General features: G+C 57.8%; 14 protein-coding genes. 8 read left to right on the top strand and 6 right to left on the bottom strand.

What is annotated here, in order from left to right; genetic code table 11:
* Nucleotides 1-128 precede the first annotated feature (128 nt).
* Nucleotides 129-1136, bottom strand: a complete 1008-nt coding sequence (gene moaA, locus RRU01S_RS12385) for a GTP 3',8-cyclase MoaA (protein ID WP_165572225.1) — start codon at nucleotides 1134-1136, stop codon at nucleotides 129-131.
* A gap of 155 nt (nucleotides 1137-1291) precedes the next feature.
* Between moaA and RRU01S_RS12380 the strand changes: the two genes are divergently transcribed.
* From RRU01S_RS12380 to RRU01S_RS12370, 3 genes are read left to right on the top strand one after another with little or no spacing between them, the layout of a single operon-like run.
* Nucleotides 1292-1660 carry a gamma-butyrobetaine hydroxylase family protein gene (locus RRU01S_RS12380; protein ID WP_045230568.1) on the top strand — a complete coding sequence of 123 codons (369 nt, stop codon included), beginning with the start codon at nucleotides 1292-1294 and terminating at the stop codon, nucleotides 1658-1660.
* 37 nt (nucleotides 1661-1697) lie between these two features.
* Nucleotides 1698-3515 carry a monovalent cation:proton antiporter-2 (CPA2) family protein gene (locus tag RRU01S_RS12375; protein ID WP_045230567.1) on the top strand — a complete coding sequence of 606 codons (1818 nt, stop codon included), beginning with the start codon at nucleotides 1698-1700 and terminating at the stop codon, nucleotides 3513-3515.
* Between the two features lie 60 nt (nucleotides 3516-3575).
* Entirely contained in the window at nucleotides 3576-4184 is a 609-nt protein-coding gene (locus RRU01S_RS12370; RefSeq protein WP_045230566.1) for a pyridoxamine 5'-phosphate oxidase family protein, read from the top strand.
* A gap of 23 nt (nucleotides 4185-4207) precedes the next feature.
* On the opposite strand, the gene RRU01S_RS12365 is transcribed toward RRU01S_RS12370, so the two are convergent.
* Nucleotides 4208-5269 carry a GGDEF domain-containing protein gene (locus RRU01S_RS12365; RefSeq protein WP_045230565.1) on the bottom strand — a complete coding sequence of 354 codons (1062 nt, stop codon included), beginning with the start codon at nucleotides 5267-5269 and terminating at the stop codon, nucleotides 4208-4210.
* A gap of 343 nt (nucleotides 5270-5612) precedes the next feature.
* Nucleotides 5613-7031, bottom strand: a complete 1419-nt coding sequence (fumC, locus tag RRU01S_RS12360) for a class II fumarate hydratase (RefSeq protein ID WP_165572223.1) — start codon at nucleotides 7029-7031, stop codon at nucleotides 5613-5615.
* Nucleotides 7032-7425: 394 nt separating this feature from the next.
* On the opposite strand from fumC, the gene RRU01S_RS12355 reads away from it, so the two are divergent.
* The 5 genes from RRU01S_RS12355 (at nucleotide 7426) to RRU01S_RS12335 (ending at nucleotide 13123) form a co-directional block, all read left to right on the top strand.
* A complete protein-coding gene (locus RRU01S_RS12355; RefSeq protein ID WP_108722625.1) occupies nucleotides 7426-9330 on the top strand; it encodes a L,D-transpeptidase family protein in 1905 nt (634 codons plus the stop codon).
* Between the two features lie 192 nt (nucleotides 9331-9522).
* Complete coding sequence (locus RRU01S_RS12350) at nucleotides 9523-10452, top strand: glutaminase (protein ID WP_045230563.1); 930 nt, start codon at nucleotides 9523-9525, stop codon at nucleotides 10450-10452.
* 67 nt (nucleotides 10453-10519) lie between these two features.
* The gene (ttcA, locus tag RRU01S_RS12345) at nucleotides 10520-11398 is read left to right on the top strand and encodes a tRNA 2-thiocytidine(32) synthetase TtcA (protein ID WP_045230562.1); all 879 of its coding nucleotides are present in this window, start codon (nucleotides 10520-10522) and stop codon (nucleotides 11396-11398) included.
* A 48-nt stretch (nucleotides 11399-11446) separates the two neighbouring features.
* Nucleotides 11447-12274: an inositol monophosphatase family protein gene (locus tag RRU01S_RS12340; protein ID WP_045230561.1), complete on the top strand. Its 828-nt coding sequence runs from the start codon at nucleotides 11447-11449 to the stop codon at nucleotides 12272-12274.
* 24 nt (nucleotides 12275-12298) lie between these two features.
* Nucleotides 12299-13123, top strand: coding sequence for an inositol monophosphatase family protein (locus tag RRU01S_RS12335; RefSeq protein ID WP_045230560.1), 825 nt, complete (start codon nucleotides 12299-12301; stop codon nucleotides 13121-13123).
* A gap of 72 nt (nucleotides 13124-13195) precedes the next feature.
* Here RRU01S_RS12335 and RRU01S_RS12330 read toward each other — a convergent pair whose 3' ends face one another.
* From RRU01S_RS12330 to RRU01S_RS12320, 3 genes are all read right to left on the bottom strand, one after another.
* A complete protein-coding gene (locus RRU01S_RS12330; protein WP_045230559.1) occupies nucleotides 13196-14392 on the bottom strand; it encodes a multidrug effflux MFS transporter in 1197 nt (398 codons plus the stop codon).
* 135 nt (nucleotides 14393-14527) lie between these two features.
* Nucleotides 14528-14860 (bottom strand): Grx4 family monothiol glutaredoxin, encoded by a 333-nt coding sequence (grxD, locus tag RRU01S_RS12325; protein WP_045230640.1) that lies wholly within the window; start codon nucleotides 14858-14860, stop codon nucleotides 14528-14530.
* 158 nt (nucleotides 14861-15018) lie between these two features.
* Nucleotides 15019-15228 (bottom strand): BrnA antitoxin family protein, encoded by a 210-nt coding sequence (locus tag RRU01S_RS12320; protein ID WP_234936071.1) that lies wholly within the window; start codon nucleotides 15226-15228, stop codon nucleotides 15019-15021.
* Nucleotides 15229-15252 lie beyond the last annotated feature (24 nt).

Genomic DNA, 15252 nt, shown 5'->3' with positions numbered 1-15252 from the left:
AACGGTGCCACATGCGTGCAATCGACGCACGTATGACAGTTCCGCCCACTCCTCTTACGTTGAAAGGGGTGCCATGGAGAAATTAGGATTTCAAACGAATAATGTCAGCACAGTTGAATAAAGCGAGATCAACCGCCGGTCACGCTCATGTGGCGCGCGACAGCCGGACGCTTGTGAGTGCGGTCGATGATGAAGTCATGGCCCTTGGGCTTGCGAAGGATGGCATCATCGATGGCTTGCGACAGTAGTGCATTGTCATCGGAAGCGCGCAGCGCCGTGCGCAGGTCGGCAGCATCATCCTGACCCAGGCACATATAAAGTGTGCCGGTGCAGGTGAGGCGCACACGATTGCAGCTTTCGCAGAAATTATGGGTCATCGGCGTGATGAAGCCCAGCCTGCCGCCTGTTTCCTTGACCGATACATAACGCGCCGGTCCGCCAGTCTGATAGCCGATGTCATCAAGCGTAAAGTGCTCTTCCAGCGATGCGCGAACTTGCGACAGCGGCAGGTAGCGGTCGGTGCGATCTTCCTCGATCTCACCCATCGGCATGGTTTCGATGACGGTCAGGTCCATGCCGCGTTCATGCGCAAAACGCATGAGGTCGGGGATTTCGTGCTCGTTGAAATCCTTGAGCGCGACGGCGTTGAGTTTGATTTTCAAGCCAGCCGCAAGGGCAGCATCGATGCCAGCCATGACCTTGGAAAAATCACCCCAACGGGTAATCTGCTTGAACTTGTCGGCATCCAGCGTATCGAGCGACACATTGATGCGACGTACGCCGCAATCAAAGAGTTCGGCAGCGTGAGTTGCAAGCTGCGATCCGTTGGTTGTCAGCGTCAACTCGTCCAGTGTTCCCGCCTGCACGTGGCGACCAAGATCACGCACCAGATGCATGATGTTCTTGCGCACCAGCGGCTCGCCGCCGGTCAGCCTGATTTTGCGGACCCCCTTTGTGATGAAGGCGGAACAGAGCCGGTTCAGCTCTTCCAGCGTCAGAAGGTCCTTCTTGGGCAGGAAGGTCATGTGTTCCGACATGCAGTAGGTGCAGCGGAAATCGCAGCGGTCGGTGACTGATACACGCAGATAGGTCACAGCGCGGCCGAAGGGGTCAACCATCGGGTCCATGCTTTCCATCAGAGATTCCGCTTTGGGGAGCGATCCGATGAAGCTGTTCAAGCTGAAATCTCCAGTGCAATCTGCGGCATGTGTGCTGCCTTCATGTAGTGGCTTGCCCGCGGACGGGCAAGGTCATAAGTGTGCAGTATATTATCCCATGACGGAAATGAAAAATGAGTGAGCCCTGGCCAACGGAATTGCGGGTATCGAACGACAAGAGACATCTCGTCGTGACCTTCGACAATGGCGCATCCTTCGATTTGCCCGCAGAGATGCTGCGGGTGCTGTCCCCATCGGCGGAAGTGCAGGGCCATGGGCCGGGTCAGAAGATCACCGTGCCGGGGAAGAGAAACGTCGCCATACGCTCGGTCGTCGCCACCGGCAATTACGCTGTGCGCATCGCCTTCGATGACGGTCACGACAGTGGCATCTATACGTGGAAGTATCTTTTGGAGCTCGGCGAGCGCGGTGAGACACTGTTCACGGCTTACGAGGCGGAACTTGCGGAAAAAGGCTTGAGCCGGGAGCCGAGAATCCGTTAGCAGACAGACATATTTCACGCAGGGACAGGGGTGACACTTGGCGGTCGAGGGAAATGCAAATGATCTGGCGCAAGTGGTCGTCCTGTTGGCGGCAGGCGTCATCGCGGCCCCCATCTTCAAGCGGATCGGCCTTGGCTCCGTCTTGGGTTATCTCGCCGCCGGTCTGGTGATCGGCCCCTTCGGCTTCGGCGCTTTTTCCGACCCGCAGGCCATCATCCACATCGCCGAACTCGGCGTCGTCATGTTCCTGTTCATCATCGGGCTCGAAATGCAGCCGTCGCGGCTGTGGTCGATGCGCAAGGATATTTTCGGGCTCGGCGCCTTGCAGGTGCTGACCTGCATGGCGGGCCTGACGCTGGTCGGCCTCGCGCTCGGCTTCTCGCTGATCCCGTCTTTTGTGGCTGGCACCGGCTTCGTGCTGACCTCCACCGCCATCGTCATGCAGATGCTGCAAGAGCGCAACAGCATGTCGACGCTGAAGGGCCAACGCATCATTGCCATTCTGCTGTTCGAGGATTTGGCGATCGTGCCGCTTCTGGTCCTGGTCGCGTTTCTGGGCGCAGGCGGCGAGGCGGTGACGCTGAGCGAGCGGATGATCTCCATCGGCATCGCGCTGGCCGCAGTAGCCGCGCTGATCGTCGCTGGGCGCTACCTGCTCAACCCGTTCTTCCGGCTTCTCGCAGCGTCTGGCGCGCGCGAAGTAATGACGGCAGCGGCTTTGCTGGTTGTTCTCGGGTCGGCATTACTGATGCAGGTCAGCGGATTGTCGATGGCGATGGGTGCGTTTCTCGCCGGTGTGCTTCTATCCGAATCCTCCTTCCGCCATCAGCTGGAGGCCGATATCGAACCCTTCCGTGGCATTCTGCTCGGCCTGTTCTTCCTCGGCGTCGGCATGGCCATCGATCTCACGGTGATTGCCGCGAACTGGCAACTCGTGGTGATGAGCGTCATTGCCTATATGCTCGTCAAGGCGCTGTTGATCTATTGCGTGGCGCGGGTGCTGGGAACCTGCCAGCGCGAAAGCATCGAAAGGGCGGTGTTGATGGCGCAGGGCGGTGAATTCGCCTTCGTGCTTTATTCCGCAGCCGTGGCCGCCGGCATCCTCGATGCCGAAGCCAATGCCGTGCTGACGGCGACCATCATCATCTCAATGATCCTGACGCCGCTGATGGTCATCGCCCATGATCGCATCATGCCCAAGACAATGCCAAAAACGGACGATCTGGATTTGCCAGAAAATGTCGATGGAAGCATTCTGATGATCGGCTTCGGTCGCTTCGGCCAGATTGTCAGCCAGCCGTTGCTGGCGCGCGGCTATACGCTGTCGCTGGTCGACAAGGATGCCGACTTCGTGCGCGATGCTGCCGGTTTCGGCTTCAAGGTCTATTACGGTGATGGCTCGCGTGCTGAAATCCTGCATGCGGCGGGGGCGGGTTCAGCACGCGCGGTGCTGATCTGCGTGGACGACAAGGACGCGGCAATCCGCATCGCCGAAATCGTCAAGCATGAATTCCCGCTGGTGCCGGTTCTGGCACGCGCCTTCGATCGTGGTCATGCGCTCGATCTGTTGAAGGCAGGTGTGGATTACCAGATCCGCGAAACCTACGAATCCGCGCTCAGCTTCAGCGAAAAAGTGCTGACAGCCGTGGGTGAGGAGATCGAGTTGGCGGAACGTCTGGTGGAAGAATTCCGCGATGTCGACAAGGAGCGCTTTGCGCTCGAGGTCGTCGGTGGCGTCTATGCCGGTCGCTCTCTCATCCGCGGCAACGCGCAGCCCGCCGATATCGTGGCAGCCCGCACCGCACGGGAGCGTGCCGAACGTGAAGCGCGGGAAGAGGCGCGCGAGGAAAGCTAGGCGCTGTCACATCATTGTCGTGACGGTCCTGTCAAACGAGGCCGATGGAAGGAGATCACAATGACCATTATTCAAACTGTGGACGATCTAAAGACGATTTACGGCACCATTGCCGAAGCGTCTCAGATTAAGGTGACACCGGCACTCACAGCAGAATACCGGCAGATGATCGAAGCATCGCCCTTCGTGGCGCTGGCGACCGTGGGTCCCGAAGGCATGGACTGTTCACCGCGCGGTGACAAAGGCGGTGTCGTCAGGGTTCAGGATGAGAGGACCGTGTTGCTGCCCGACTGGCGCGGCAACAACCGGATCGATTCGCTCATGAATATCGTGCGCGATCCGCGCGTGGCGCTGATGTTTCTCATTCCGGGTTCCACGACGACGATGCGCATCAACGGCAAGGCCGTCGTTTCCATCAACCCTGCACTGCTCAACAGTTTCGAGATGGACGGAAAAAATCCCCGCACCGTGACCGTGATCACGATCGATGAGGTCTATTTCCAGTGCGCCCGTGCGCTGATCCGCTCCGAGCTGTGGAATCCCGAAAACTTTGTTGATCCGGCATCCTTGCCCACACCGGGCGGCCTCATGAAAGCCGCCAAGGCGGATTTCGACAAGGATACCTATGATCGTGAGTGGCCGGAACGGGCGGCGAAAACCATGTGGTGACATGGGGGGCCGAAGCTGTCCTCCTACTTGTAGATCAGCCAGCTCTTGCCGGAATAATTCTTCCGCATGCCCTCTTCAAAGAAAACGGTGCGGTTTCGCCCGGTTTCCTTGGCGTGATAGAGAGCGGTATCGGCGTGACCGTATAGCTCGCCAGGGTTCTGCGCCTGCGATGCCAGGGCATAGCCGATGGAAATTGTGACCTGGCCGTAATCGACGCCGGATTTGGAATTCCGGAACGGCGTCTTTTCCAGCGATGTGCGGATCCGTTCACACATGGTCTGGACGTCGTCCTGATTGCTGTTTTCCATGATAATGGCGAATTCCTCGCCGCCGCTGCGCGCCACGAAACCATCCTTGCGAACGCTGGCTCGGATGACGGAGGCGACGCTTGCCAATATCTTATCGCCGACAGGGTGACCGAAGGCATCGTTGATGTTCTTGAAGTTGTCCACATCCAGCAGCACCAAGGCGGAGAGATGCAGGCCAACCGTCGTATCGTAGACGGATGCCAGCTTCTCATCGAACGCACGACGGTTCGACAGGCGGGTCAGGGAATCGGTATTGGCGATGCGCTTGTATTCATCCAGTTCGAGACGGACCTGCTGCATTTCCTCGGCGTGACGATCCATATCGCGCGATGTCGTTTCGTTCTCCGCCATCTTGTCGCTCGTGGCATCCGCAAGCATGGAGATGGCGGTGCGTAGAAGTTGGGCGCTGGACTGACTTTTGTCAGAGATACCGGCACGGGTTTCATCCAGAATGCGATTGTAATTTTCAAGGCACGTCTGCTCATGCTGCAAGACGATCAGAAGTGCGTTCAACTCCGACTGCAACTTGTCGCGTGCGGCCTCGATCAACTGCCCATGGTTGTGGTCGAAATAACGCGCACCCAGTTCGTCCAACTCTTCCTGCGTCGCGCGGCTTCCCAGCACGCTCAGCTCGCGCGTCAAAGCTGGGTTGGAGCCGATATAGGCTTCGTAAAACAGGTTGTAGTTTCGCGGAATGGGAACGACACCCATATTGCGCATCGCAAAGATAATCTGCGCTGCGATATCAGGAGCCTTGGGCGTTGATGTCGTATTCATCAAGTCACTCCGGAAATGACGTTGGTATTGTGCCTTGCCGCATCATAAAATCTATTCTGGAATCTCGACACACAAGAACAGAGTGCTGTTTGGCGGCAAGATGACCCAGTAAAATCGTGTCCCGTTTCAGCGGTTCAAATTCCTAAATTGGAATCGGCTAAATCAGAAGTCGTGATTTCAAATACCATTTTGCAGGTAAATTTATAGAGGTAATTTGTTGTAGGTTTGCGAATATTCGCATTTTATTCAGTGTTTTATCGGCAGCGTAAAATCATGGGTTGAGACCTGATCCAAAAAGGGGGCAAAAAAAACGGCTCCGAAGAGCCGTTTTCATCCGTCTGTCTTACTTGGGTCCGATCATGTTTTCTGGGCGGACATACTGGTCGAATTCTTCGTTGGTCAAATATCCACCACCCACTGCTTCGTCGCGCAGCGTCGTGCCGTTTTTATGCGCCGTCTTGGCAATCTTGGCGCAGGCATCGTAGCCCAGCTTGCTGTTGAGAGCCGTGACCAGCATGAGCGAATTTTCGACGCCCTTCTTGATATTGTCTTCGCGCGCTTCGATGCCGACGACGCAATTGTCGGTGAAGGATACGGCTGCGTCACCCAGAAGTTGTACGGATTGCAGGAAGTTATAGGCCATCATCGGGTTATAAACATTGAGCTCGAAATGACCCTGGCTGCCTGCAAACGTAATCGCTGCCTGATTGCCGAAGATATGCGCGCAAACCTGTGTCAGCGCTTCCGACTGTGTCGGGTTGACCTTGCCCGGCATGATGGACGAGCCGGGTTCGTTTTCCGGCAATGCCAGCTCGCCGAGACCGGCGCGTGGGCCGGAGCCGAGGAAGCGGATATCGTTGGCGATCTTGAAGAGTGCGGCGGCTGCGGCGTTGATGGCGCCGTGGGCAAAGACCATGGAGTCATGGGCGGCCAGCGCTTCGAACTTGTTTGGCGCGGTCACGAAGGGCAAGCCGGTGATCTTGGCGATCTCGTCTGCCACCTGCTCGGCAAAACCGATCGGTGCATTGAGACCGGTACCGACGGCTGTGCCGCCCTGCGCCAGCTCGCAAAGGCCGGGAAGGGTCAGTTCGATGCGCTTGATGGCGGAAGCGACCTGCGCGGCATAACCGGAGAATTCCTGACCTAGCGTCAGCGGCGTTGCATCCTGCGTGTGGGTGCGGCCGATCTTGATGATATGCGCAAAGCCCTTGGCCTTGGCATCGAGCGCTGCGTGCAGGTGCTTGAGGCCCGGCAGCAGGTGGTGAACGATCTGTTCTGCGCACGCAATGTGCATGGCCGTCGGGTAGGTGTCGTTGGACGACTGGCTCATATTGACGTGGTCGTTCGGGTGAACCGGCTTTTTGGAGCCCATTTCACCACCGAGCATTTCAATCGCGCGGTTGGAGATGACTTCGTTGGCATTCATGTTGGACTGGGTACCGGAACCGGTCTGCCAGACGACGAGCGGGAAGTGCTCATCCAGCTTGCCATCGATCACTTCCTGCGCGGCCTTGATGATGGTGTCGCCGATCTGGGCGTCGAGCCCGGCCAGTGCCATGTTGGTGCGTGCTGCTGCCTGCTTGACGATGCCCAGCGCACGAACGACCGAAGCGGGTTGTTTTTCCCAGCCGATCTTGAAGTTTCCGAGCGAACGCTGTGCCTGTGCGCCCCAGTAACGGTCGCTTGCAACGTCGATTGGGCCAAATGTATCGGTTTCGGTGCGTGTGGATGTCATCAGTCCTGCCTCTCCTGTGCGGTCCATGGGCAGGACGGCTTTTCCGCCGCGCCTGCGCGGGCAGACATATAAAGCGATAGCGCAATCATGGAAAGCCTGTCGTGCGGTGTAGTGTCATATTTCGCAACTGTTTTGCACGCTCTGCCGTAGGATTCGAAAGTCGGCGGGCGTGGCTTTTGGGCCACGTGCTTCGCAACCGCAACATTTTGACAGATGTTAAAAGACACTGTCGAAAACTTGTTTGCGCAATGCCAAGAAATTAAAGAGAAATTTAACTATTCTCGCCAAACGTGGCACCCATGCCAAAGCGGTATTTTACCGTGATGGGACCTCGTGTCTGGCACTGGATTGGCGTTCGTGCGTTTCTTTTCAAAACAAGGCCAATCAGCTAGACAGACACATACTCTTTACATGCGCCCCAATGATTGATGGCGCGGACGCGGCGAGGACTAAATTGAAGATCACATCGGGAAAAACATCGACAGCGCTGATCCTGGCTCTCGGTCTTTCTGTTTCGGCAGGCATGCCGGGCACGGCGGGAGCCGTTACACTCATGGACCTTCTGCGCGGCGGCCCGGGCAAGGTCGAGCGTGAGCGTCAGGACCGCGGTCTGCCCGGTGTGGCGCAGCAGCGCACCATGCCAGCTACCCGCGATGTCGATCCAGAGCCGCTGCCGCGCGTCTCCGGTCCTCGCTATTACACCTACAAGGCCGATGGCACCCGCGCCGTCGACACCTCCAAGTTTGCCGCAGGACTGGCAGGCGTGAAGCTCTCTGCAACGCCTGAAATCGCCAAGGCGCTGGAAGGCTATTACAATGAAGGCGGCAAGCCTCTGTGGGTGGAAAATGGTGATCTGAGCCCACGCGCCAGCGCTGTTCTCGCCTTCTTCGAAACCGTTGGTGACAGCGGCCTGAACCCTGCCGATTACAGCATCTCTGCACCATCACAGGACGTAACGGCGAGCATCACCAGCGAGCCACAGGCGCCGGTGCAAAATGTCGCCCTGACCGAAGAGCAGACCGTTTCGCCTGCCATGATGCAGTTCGAACTGGCGCTTTCCGCCAAGGTTCTCGCTTACGTGCAAGACACGACGCGCGGTCGCGTCGATCCTAACAAGCTGTCAGGTTATCACGACTTCAAGCGCAAGACGGTCAATCTCGCACCGGTGCTGAAGCTTGCTGGCCTCAGCCCCGACGTTGCCGCCTATCTGCGCAGCCGCGAGCCTTCCAACCCTGAATATCAGAGCCTGAAAGTGGAGCTTGCAAAGCTGCGCGACACGGACAAGGACGGCTCCCACAAGATCGTCGTGCCCGCAGACCTCGTTCTGAAGCCCGGTGAAAACAACCCTGACATGGCAACCGTCGTCAAGGCTATCGAGCATCGCTCGTCGGCCTCGTTGAAGACCGGCCATGCGATGACGCTGGCAGGCTATCAGCAGACACCCGAATACACGCCCGACCTCGTTGACCTCGTCAAGGCATTCCAGAGCGAGAACGGCCTTAAGGCTGATGGCGTGATCGGTCGTGCAACTGTGCGAGCGATGACGGGTGACAGCAACGAAGCCAAGATTGCCAAGCTGGAAGTTGCTATGGAGCAGGTTCGCTGGTTGCCAGCCGATCTGGGCGATCGTTTCGTCCTCATCAACCAGCCGGCCTTCATGGCCTACTACCACAATGAAGGCGTCGAAGATTTCGGCATGAAGGTGGTCATCGGTTCCAAGACGAACCAGACCTACTTCTTCCAGGACGAAATCCAGACTGTGGAATTCAACCCTTACTGGGGCGTGCCACAGTCGATCATCATCAACGAGATGCTGCCGAAGCTGCGCAACGATCCGTCCTATCTGGATCGCCTGGGCTACGAAGTGTCCGTCAACGGACGCGCCGTGTCGTCTTCCAGCGTCAACTGGTATGGCTCCACCAACGCCGTGTCCGTGCGCCAGCCGCCAAGCAGCGACAATGCGCTGGGCGATTTGAAAATCCTGTTCCCGAACGCGCATGCCATCTACATGCACGATACGCCATCCAAGAGCTTCTTCAGCCGCGATATGCGCGCGCTGAGCCACGGCTGCATCCGTCTTGTTGACCCACGCCGCATGGCAGCAGCAGTGCTCGGTACGACGCTCGACAACGTCAACAAACAGATTGCCGCTGGCCAGAACCGTGCGGTGACTGTGCCGACGAAAATCCCTGTCTACGTGGCCTACTTCACGGCCTGGCCTGACAAGGACGGAAAGGTGCAGTATTTCGACGACGTCTATGATCGTGACAGCTACGTCATGAAGGCCTTCGATACGACGACGAAGGCGCGGGCTTCTTCGATCTAACGGCGTTTGGTTTGTTCGTCGCGAATGCTCGCGACAAGACCGCAAACCTCTCCTCCGTCATCCTCGGGCTTGTCCCGAGGAACTGACCACGCTGGATGTTGGGTGGGTTAATCCTCGGGAAAAGCCCGAGGATAAAGTTGAGGTTAAGTGCGCCATCGTCGTCATGGCGCTTTTTCTTTAAGTGGGCAGGGCATGCAGGACATTCAGGCGGTCATCGATTCCATCTGCGAAAAAATGCAGCCGCGTCTGGGTGAGGGCAAGGTTGCCGACTATATTCCGCAGCTTGCCAAGGTCGATCCGAAACAATTCGGCATTGCCGTTACCACCGTTGAAGGCGAAACCTTCGTGGCTGGCGATGCGCGGACGCCGTTTTCTATCCAGAGTATTTCCAAGGTTTTCATGCTCACGCTGGCGCTCGGCAAGACCGGCGAGAGCGTCTGGAGGCGAGTGGGCCGTGAACCATCCGGTTCGGCCTTCAATTCCATCGTGCAGTTGGAGCGCGAAGCGGGGATTCCGCGCAATCCCTTCGTCAACGCCGGTGCGATCGTCATCACCGACATGGTGCTGGCTGGTCACCAGCCGCGAGAGGCGATCGGTGAACTGCTGCGTTTCATCCGCTATCTCGCCGATGACGATACGATCTCCATCGACAATTCCGTGGCGAAGTCCGAGCAAACGAGTGGCTACAGAAATTTTGCGCTGGCCAATTTCATGAGCAGCTTCGGCAATCTGCACCACCCCGTCGACCACACGCTGGGCGTCTATTTTCACCAGTGCGCCATTTCCATGAACTGCGTTCAACTGGCGCGGGCAGGGCTGTTTCTGGCAAACCGTGGCCGTAACCCGATTACCGGCCATTCCGTGGTTTCGGAAAAACGCGCGCGCCGTATCAATGCGCTGATGTTGACCTGCGGACATTATGACGGCTCTGGCGATTTCGCCTATCACGTCGGTCTGCCGGGCAAGAGCGGCGTGGGCGGCGGCATTCTGGTGGTGGCACCGGGCAAGGCATCCATCGCTGTCTGGTCTCCCGGTTTGAACGAGGTCGGCAACTCTGCGCTTGGCTCCGATGCGCTGGAAATGCTGGCCAATGAAATGGGCTGGTCCGTATTCGGGGCTTGATCTTCAAGGCATATGCGGGCATTCCCTGATACCGGACGCTGTTGCGTCGGGAACAAACGAGATTGCCATGACCATTTCCGCAGATATCGATGACATGCCCGAAGGCGTGGAGCCCGAAGGGCAGGGTGGCGCGCATCCCCTGTTTGCCAACGCGCCCGGTTCGGTCTCGTTCAACAAGCTGCGCAAGCGGCTGTTGCGCAATGTGCGTCAGGCCTTCGATGATTTCGGCATGCTGAACGGCCAGAAGCGCTGGCTCGTAGGGCTGTCCGGCGGCAAGGACAGCTACGGCCTGCTGGCACTGCTGATGGACCTCAAGTGGCGCGGCCTGCTGCCGGTTGACCTGATCGCCTGCAATCTCGATCAGGGCCAGCCGAATTTCCCCAAGCACATTCTGCCGGAATATCTGACCAGGATAGGCATGCCGCACCGTATCGAATATCGCGACACCTATTCGATCGTGAAGGAAAAAGTCCCCGCTGGCGGCACCTATTGCTCGCTCTGTTCGCGGCTGCGGCGCGGCAATCTCTACCGCATCGCCCGTGAAGAAGGCTGCGATGCGCTGGTGCTCGGTCACCACCGCGAGGACATTCTCGAAACCTTCTTCATGAACCTCTTCCACGGCGGACGCCTGGCTGCGATGCCAGCCAAGCTGATGAATGACGAAGGCGACCTGATGGTGCTGCGTCCCTTGGCCTATTGCGCCGAGGAGGACATGTCGAAGTTCGCGACCGCGATGGATTTCCCCATCATTCCCTGCGATCTCTGCGGTTCGCAGGACGGCCTTCAGCGCAATGCCATGAAGGATATGCTGGCGGACATGGAGCGGAAAATGCCGGGCCGCAAGGATGTGATGCTGCGCGCCATGGCGCACGTTAACCCGTCTCATCTTCTTGATACCAAGCTCTTCGATTTCGCAGGCCTGACTGTCACCGATCCGTCATGCTAGGAGCTTAGAGCGTGGAGGCTTTCTCTCCCATCTTTTAGAAGAACCTTCATGACACTTTCAGATACCGATCTAGATTTCCTGATTTCGACCGTTGCAGATGCTGGCGTCAACGAGATCATGCCCCGCTTTCGCAATCTCAGCGCCTCCGATATTTCCCAGAAGACCTCGGTTGTCGACCTCGTGACCGAGGCCGATGTTCTGGCGGAAAAGCGCATCACCGCCGCTTTGCTCTCACGTTTTCCCAAAGCCCATATCGTTGGCGAAGAGACCTATGACGCTGACCATTCCGTCATTCCGGCGCTGACCAGTGCGGACCTCGCTTTCGTGATCGATCCCGTCGATGGCACATTCAACTACGCCTCAGGATTTCCCGCCTTCGGAACGCTGCTTGCCGTGACTGTCAAAGGCGAGACGGTCGCGGGCATCATTCATGACCCCGTCATGGGCGACACGATTGTTGCCGTCAAAGGGGCAGGGGCGACGCTGAAACGCAAGAACGGCAGCGATGCCAAGTTGCGGGTCGCGCAGAGTGTTTCGCTGTCCGAAATGGTCGGCATCTTCTCCTGGGGCCACAGCTTCGAAGAGCGCCGCCCTGTTATCGCGGCCAACATGACGAAGGCGAAGATGGCCCTTTCGCTGAACTGTTCGGCCCATGAATACTGGCTCGTCACCACCGGCAAGCTGCATTTCATTGGCCATGAAAAGCTGATGCCGTGGGACCATCTGGCTGGCGTGCTGGCGCATCAGGAAGCGGGCGGCCACACCGCAAAATTCGACGGCACACCCTACCGCCCCGGTGACCTGACCGGCGGTATTCTGTCCGCACCGGACAAGGAAAGCTGGAAAATGCTTCGCGGCGAAATCGTCGGCCTTTGATTAGACACGCAAAAAGGAATTGATATGACCGTTGAACTCGAAATCGCATCTCTCGCCAACGCGCTGCAGGAAGCAGCCGCCGTGGAAATCATGCCAAGGTTTCGCAATCTGGGCGAAGACGATGTGCGGGTGAAAACGGAAGCCATCGACCTTGTGACGGAAGCGGATGAGGCGGCAGAGCGCCTGATCCGTGCCCGCGTTGCCGAATTCATGCCGGATGCCCTGTTTATCGGCGAAGAAGCGGTTGCCAGTGATCCCGAACTGCTGACCAAGCTTGGCGATGCAGATCTGGCCGTGGTGGTGGACCCCATCGACGGCACCTTCAACTTCGCAGCCGGACTGCCGCTATTCGGCGTTATGCTCAGCGTCATCTCGAAGGGCGAGACGGTTGCGGGCATCATCTACGATCCGCTCGGCAATGACTGGACCATCGCCGAAAAAGGCTCCGGCGCATGGATGTGCAGCGCCGACGGCTCGCAGTCGCAGATGAATGTTGTTCCGGCCCCCGAGCTTTCGCAGATGATCGGCATCGCCAACACAGGCTATTTCGACGGCGAGGTTCGCCGCACACTGTTGAGCAATCTGGCCGATGTGCGCCTGTTCACCAGCTACCGCTGCGCCGCGCACGAATACCGCATCTTCGCGGGCGGGCACATGCACTTCCTCATGTACAACAAGCTGATGCCATGGGACCACCTTGCAGGCACGCTGATCTCGCAGGAAGCCGGTGCTTACGCGGCGCGCTTTGATGGTTCGCCTTATCTGCCGAGCCATGTCAGCGGTGGCCTGCTGCTTGCGCCCGACAAGGAAACGTGGACCCTGCTGCGCGAAAAGATATTCACGGTCTGAATTCTTACATCATCAAATGCAAAAGGCGCGGGTGTCACCATCCGCGCCTTTTGTGTTATCGACAGTTGGAAATCAGTGTGGGGGCTTGTTCTGCGGCTGAAACAGCACGCCCTTTTCACCGATCAGTACGAAGACGAGGCCGAGGACCGAGACCACAAAGAAGCCTGCCACCATGGGCAGGGCCGTTCCGTTGAAAGCCTGACCAATCGCCGCGCCGATCAGCGAACCGCCAATCGTGCTCATGAAGCCAATGACCGATGACGCCGTGCCCGCCACGTGGCCGAGCGGCTCCATGGCCAGCGAGTTGAAGTTCGAACCGATCAGGCCGAACTGGAACATCGCCAGCGCGAACATCAGAATGAACAGGAAGAATGGCATGGGTTGCGGGCCAACGATTTGCAGCACAAGCCAGACGAGGGTGATGCAAATAAATCCGATCAGCGAGCCGTGCGACAGCTTTCTCATGCCGAAGCGCCCAACGAGACGGGAGTTGAGGAACGACGACAGCGCCACGCCCGCAAAGGCCGCCGCAAACCATGGGCCCAGCCCGTAAATGCCCTTATAGACCTGCTCTGCCGAATTGATGAAACCGAACAGCGCGCCGAAGATGATCGTGCTCGCAATCGTGTAGCAAAGCGCCACCCGGTTGGTCAGAACGATCTTGAAGCCCGCCAGAACGGATGAAACGGTGAGGGGCCGCACGTCTTCGGCATGCAGCGTTTCCGGCAGGCGCAAGTACATCCAGACAGTGACGATAGCAGCGATACCGGCCATGAAGCCGAAAATCAGGTGCCAGTCACCGAAGAACAGCACGATCTGTCCCGTGCCGGGCGCTATCACGGGAACGACCATGAAGACCATCATGATCAGCGACATGACTTCTGCCATCTGCCTGCCGCCGTAGATATCGCGGACGATGGAGATGGTGATGACGCGCGTGGCCGCAGAGCCGATGCCCTGAATGAAACGCAAAACGAGAAGTCCCGCGAACGACGGCACGAAGATAACGGCAATGGACGAGATGATGTAGATGCCCAGACCGAACAGCATGGGTTTGCGGCGTCCGAAGCGGTCTGCAATCGGGCCGTAGAAGAGTTGCGAAATGCCAAAGCCAATCAGATAGGCCGAGATGACATATTGGCGATGGTTTTCGTTATCGACACCCAGCGAAGCGCCGATTTCCTGCAGGCCCGGCAACATGATGTCGATAGCCAGTGCATTCAGCGCCATCAGCGCTGCTGCCAGCGCGATGAATTCCGTCCGCCCCATGGCGACGGCGCGCGTCGATTCCGATTGTGAAGGATGTGTCACAGAATTTGTCCCAAAAGAACGGCAAAGGCGTTGCTTGGGGCAACGCCTAGACAAGTTTTTAAAAGTAGGGGGGCCGGGGCGTCCCGGCCGGAATCACGCCGCGCGGACGCTGATACCCTGTTCCTGAAGTTGTTCCTGAAGCTCGCCCGACTGGAACATCTCTCTCACGATGTCGCAGCCGCCGAGAAACTCGCCCTTGATGTAGAGCTGAGGAATGGTCGGCCAGTTGGAGTAATCCTTGATACCCTGGCGCAGATCGGCATCCGCAAGAACGTTGATACCCTTATATTCCACACCCAGGTAGTCGAGAATCTGTACGACCTGCCCGGAAAAACCACACTGCGGAAACTGCGGTGTGCCCTTGAGGAAGAGAACGATATCGTTACCCTTCACTTCGCCGTCGATCATGTCGTGAATGCCGCTCATGGCCATTTCCTTTCACACGCGGTTCAAGGCCGCTGCTTCGTTTGTTCTTAGATAACATGGTGGCAAATGATTTCCAGCCATGAACGGCAAAAAATCGAATGTGGTTGCGCATATCGGCTATGTGCCGACCGATATTCGAGATGGCAGCTTGAGTTGGATCAGAGACCGGCGGCTTTCTTCAGCACTTCGTCAATGCGTGCCTGCCAGCCGGGCCCAGTTGCCTTGTAGTGTTCCACGACTTCCAGGCTCAGGAAAGAGCTACGTTCGTTGGCGTCTTTTGCAGGCCACGGATTTTCGGGAAAAAGGCAGCAACATCGGCTGGCAAATGTGAGGCGGGTTTTGCGCGCCCGAAATCTTTGTCTGTCCATTCCGGGTTGTCAGCGTCAATGACT

This window comes from Agrobacterium rubi TR3 = NBRC 13261, assembly GCF_000739935.1.
Classification (GTDB): Bacteria; Pseudomonadota; Alphaproteobacteria; order Rhizobiales; family Rhizobiaceae; genus Agrobacterium; species Agrobacterium rubi.
Note: the sequence above shows the minus strand (reverse complement) of the source record. Positions and strands in the feature narration are given on the sequence as shown.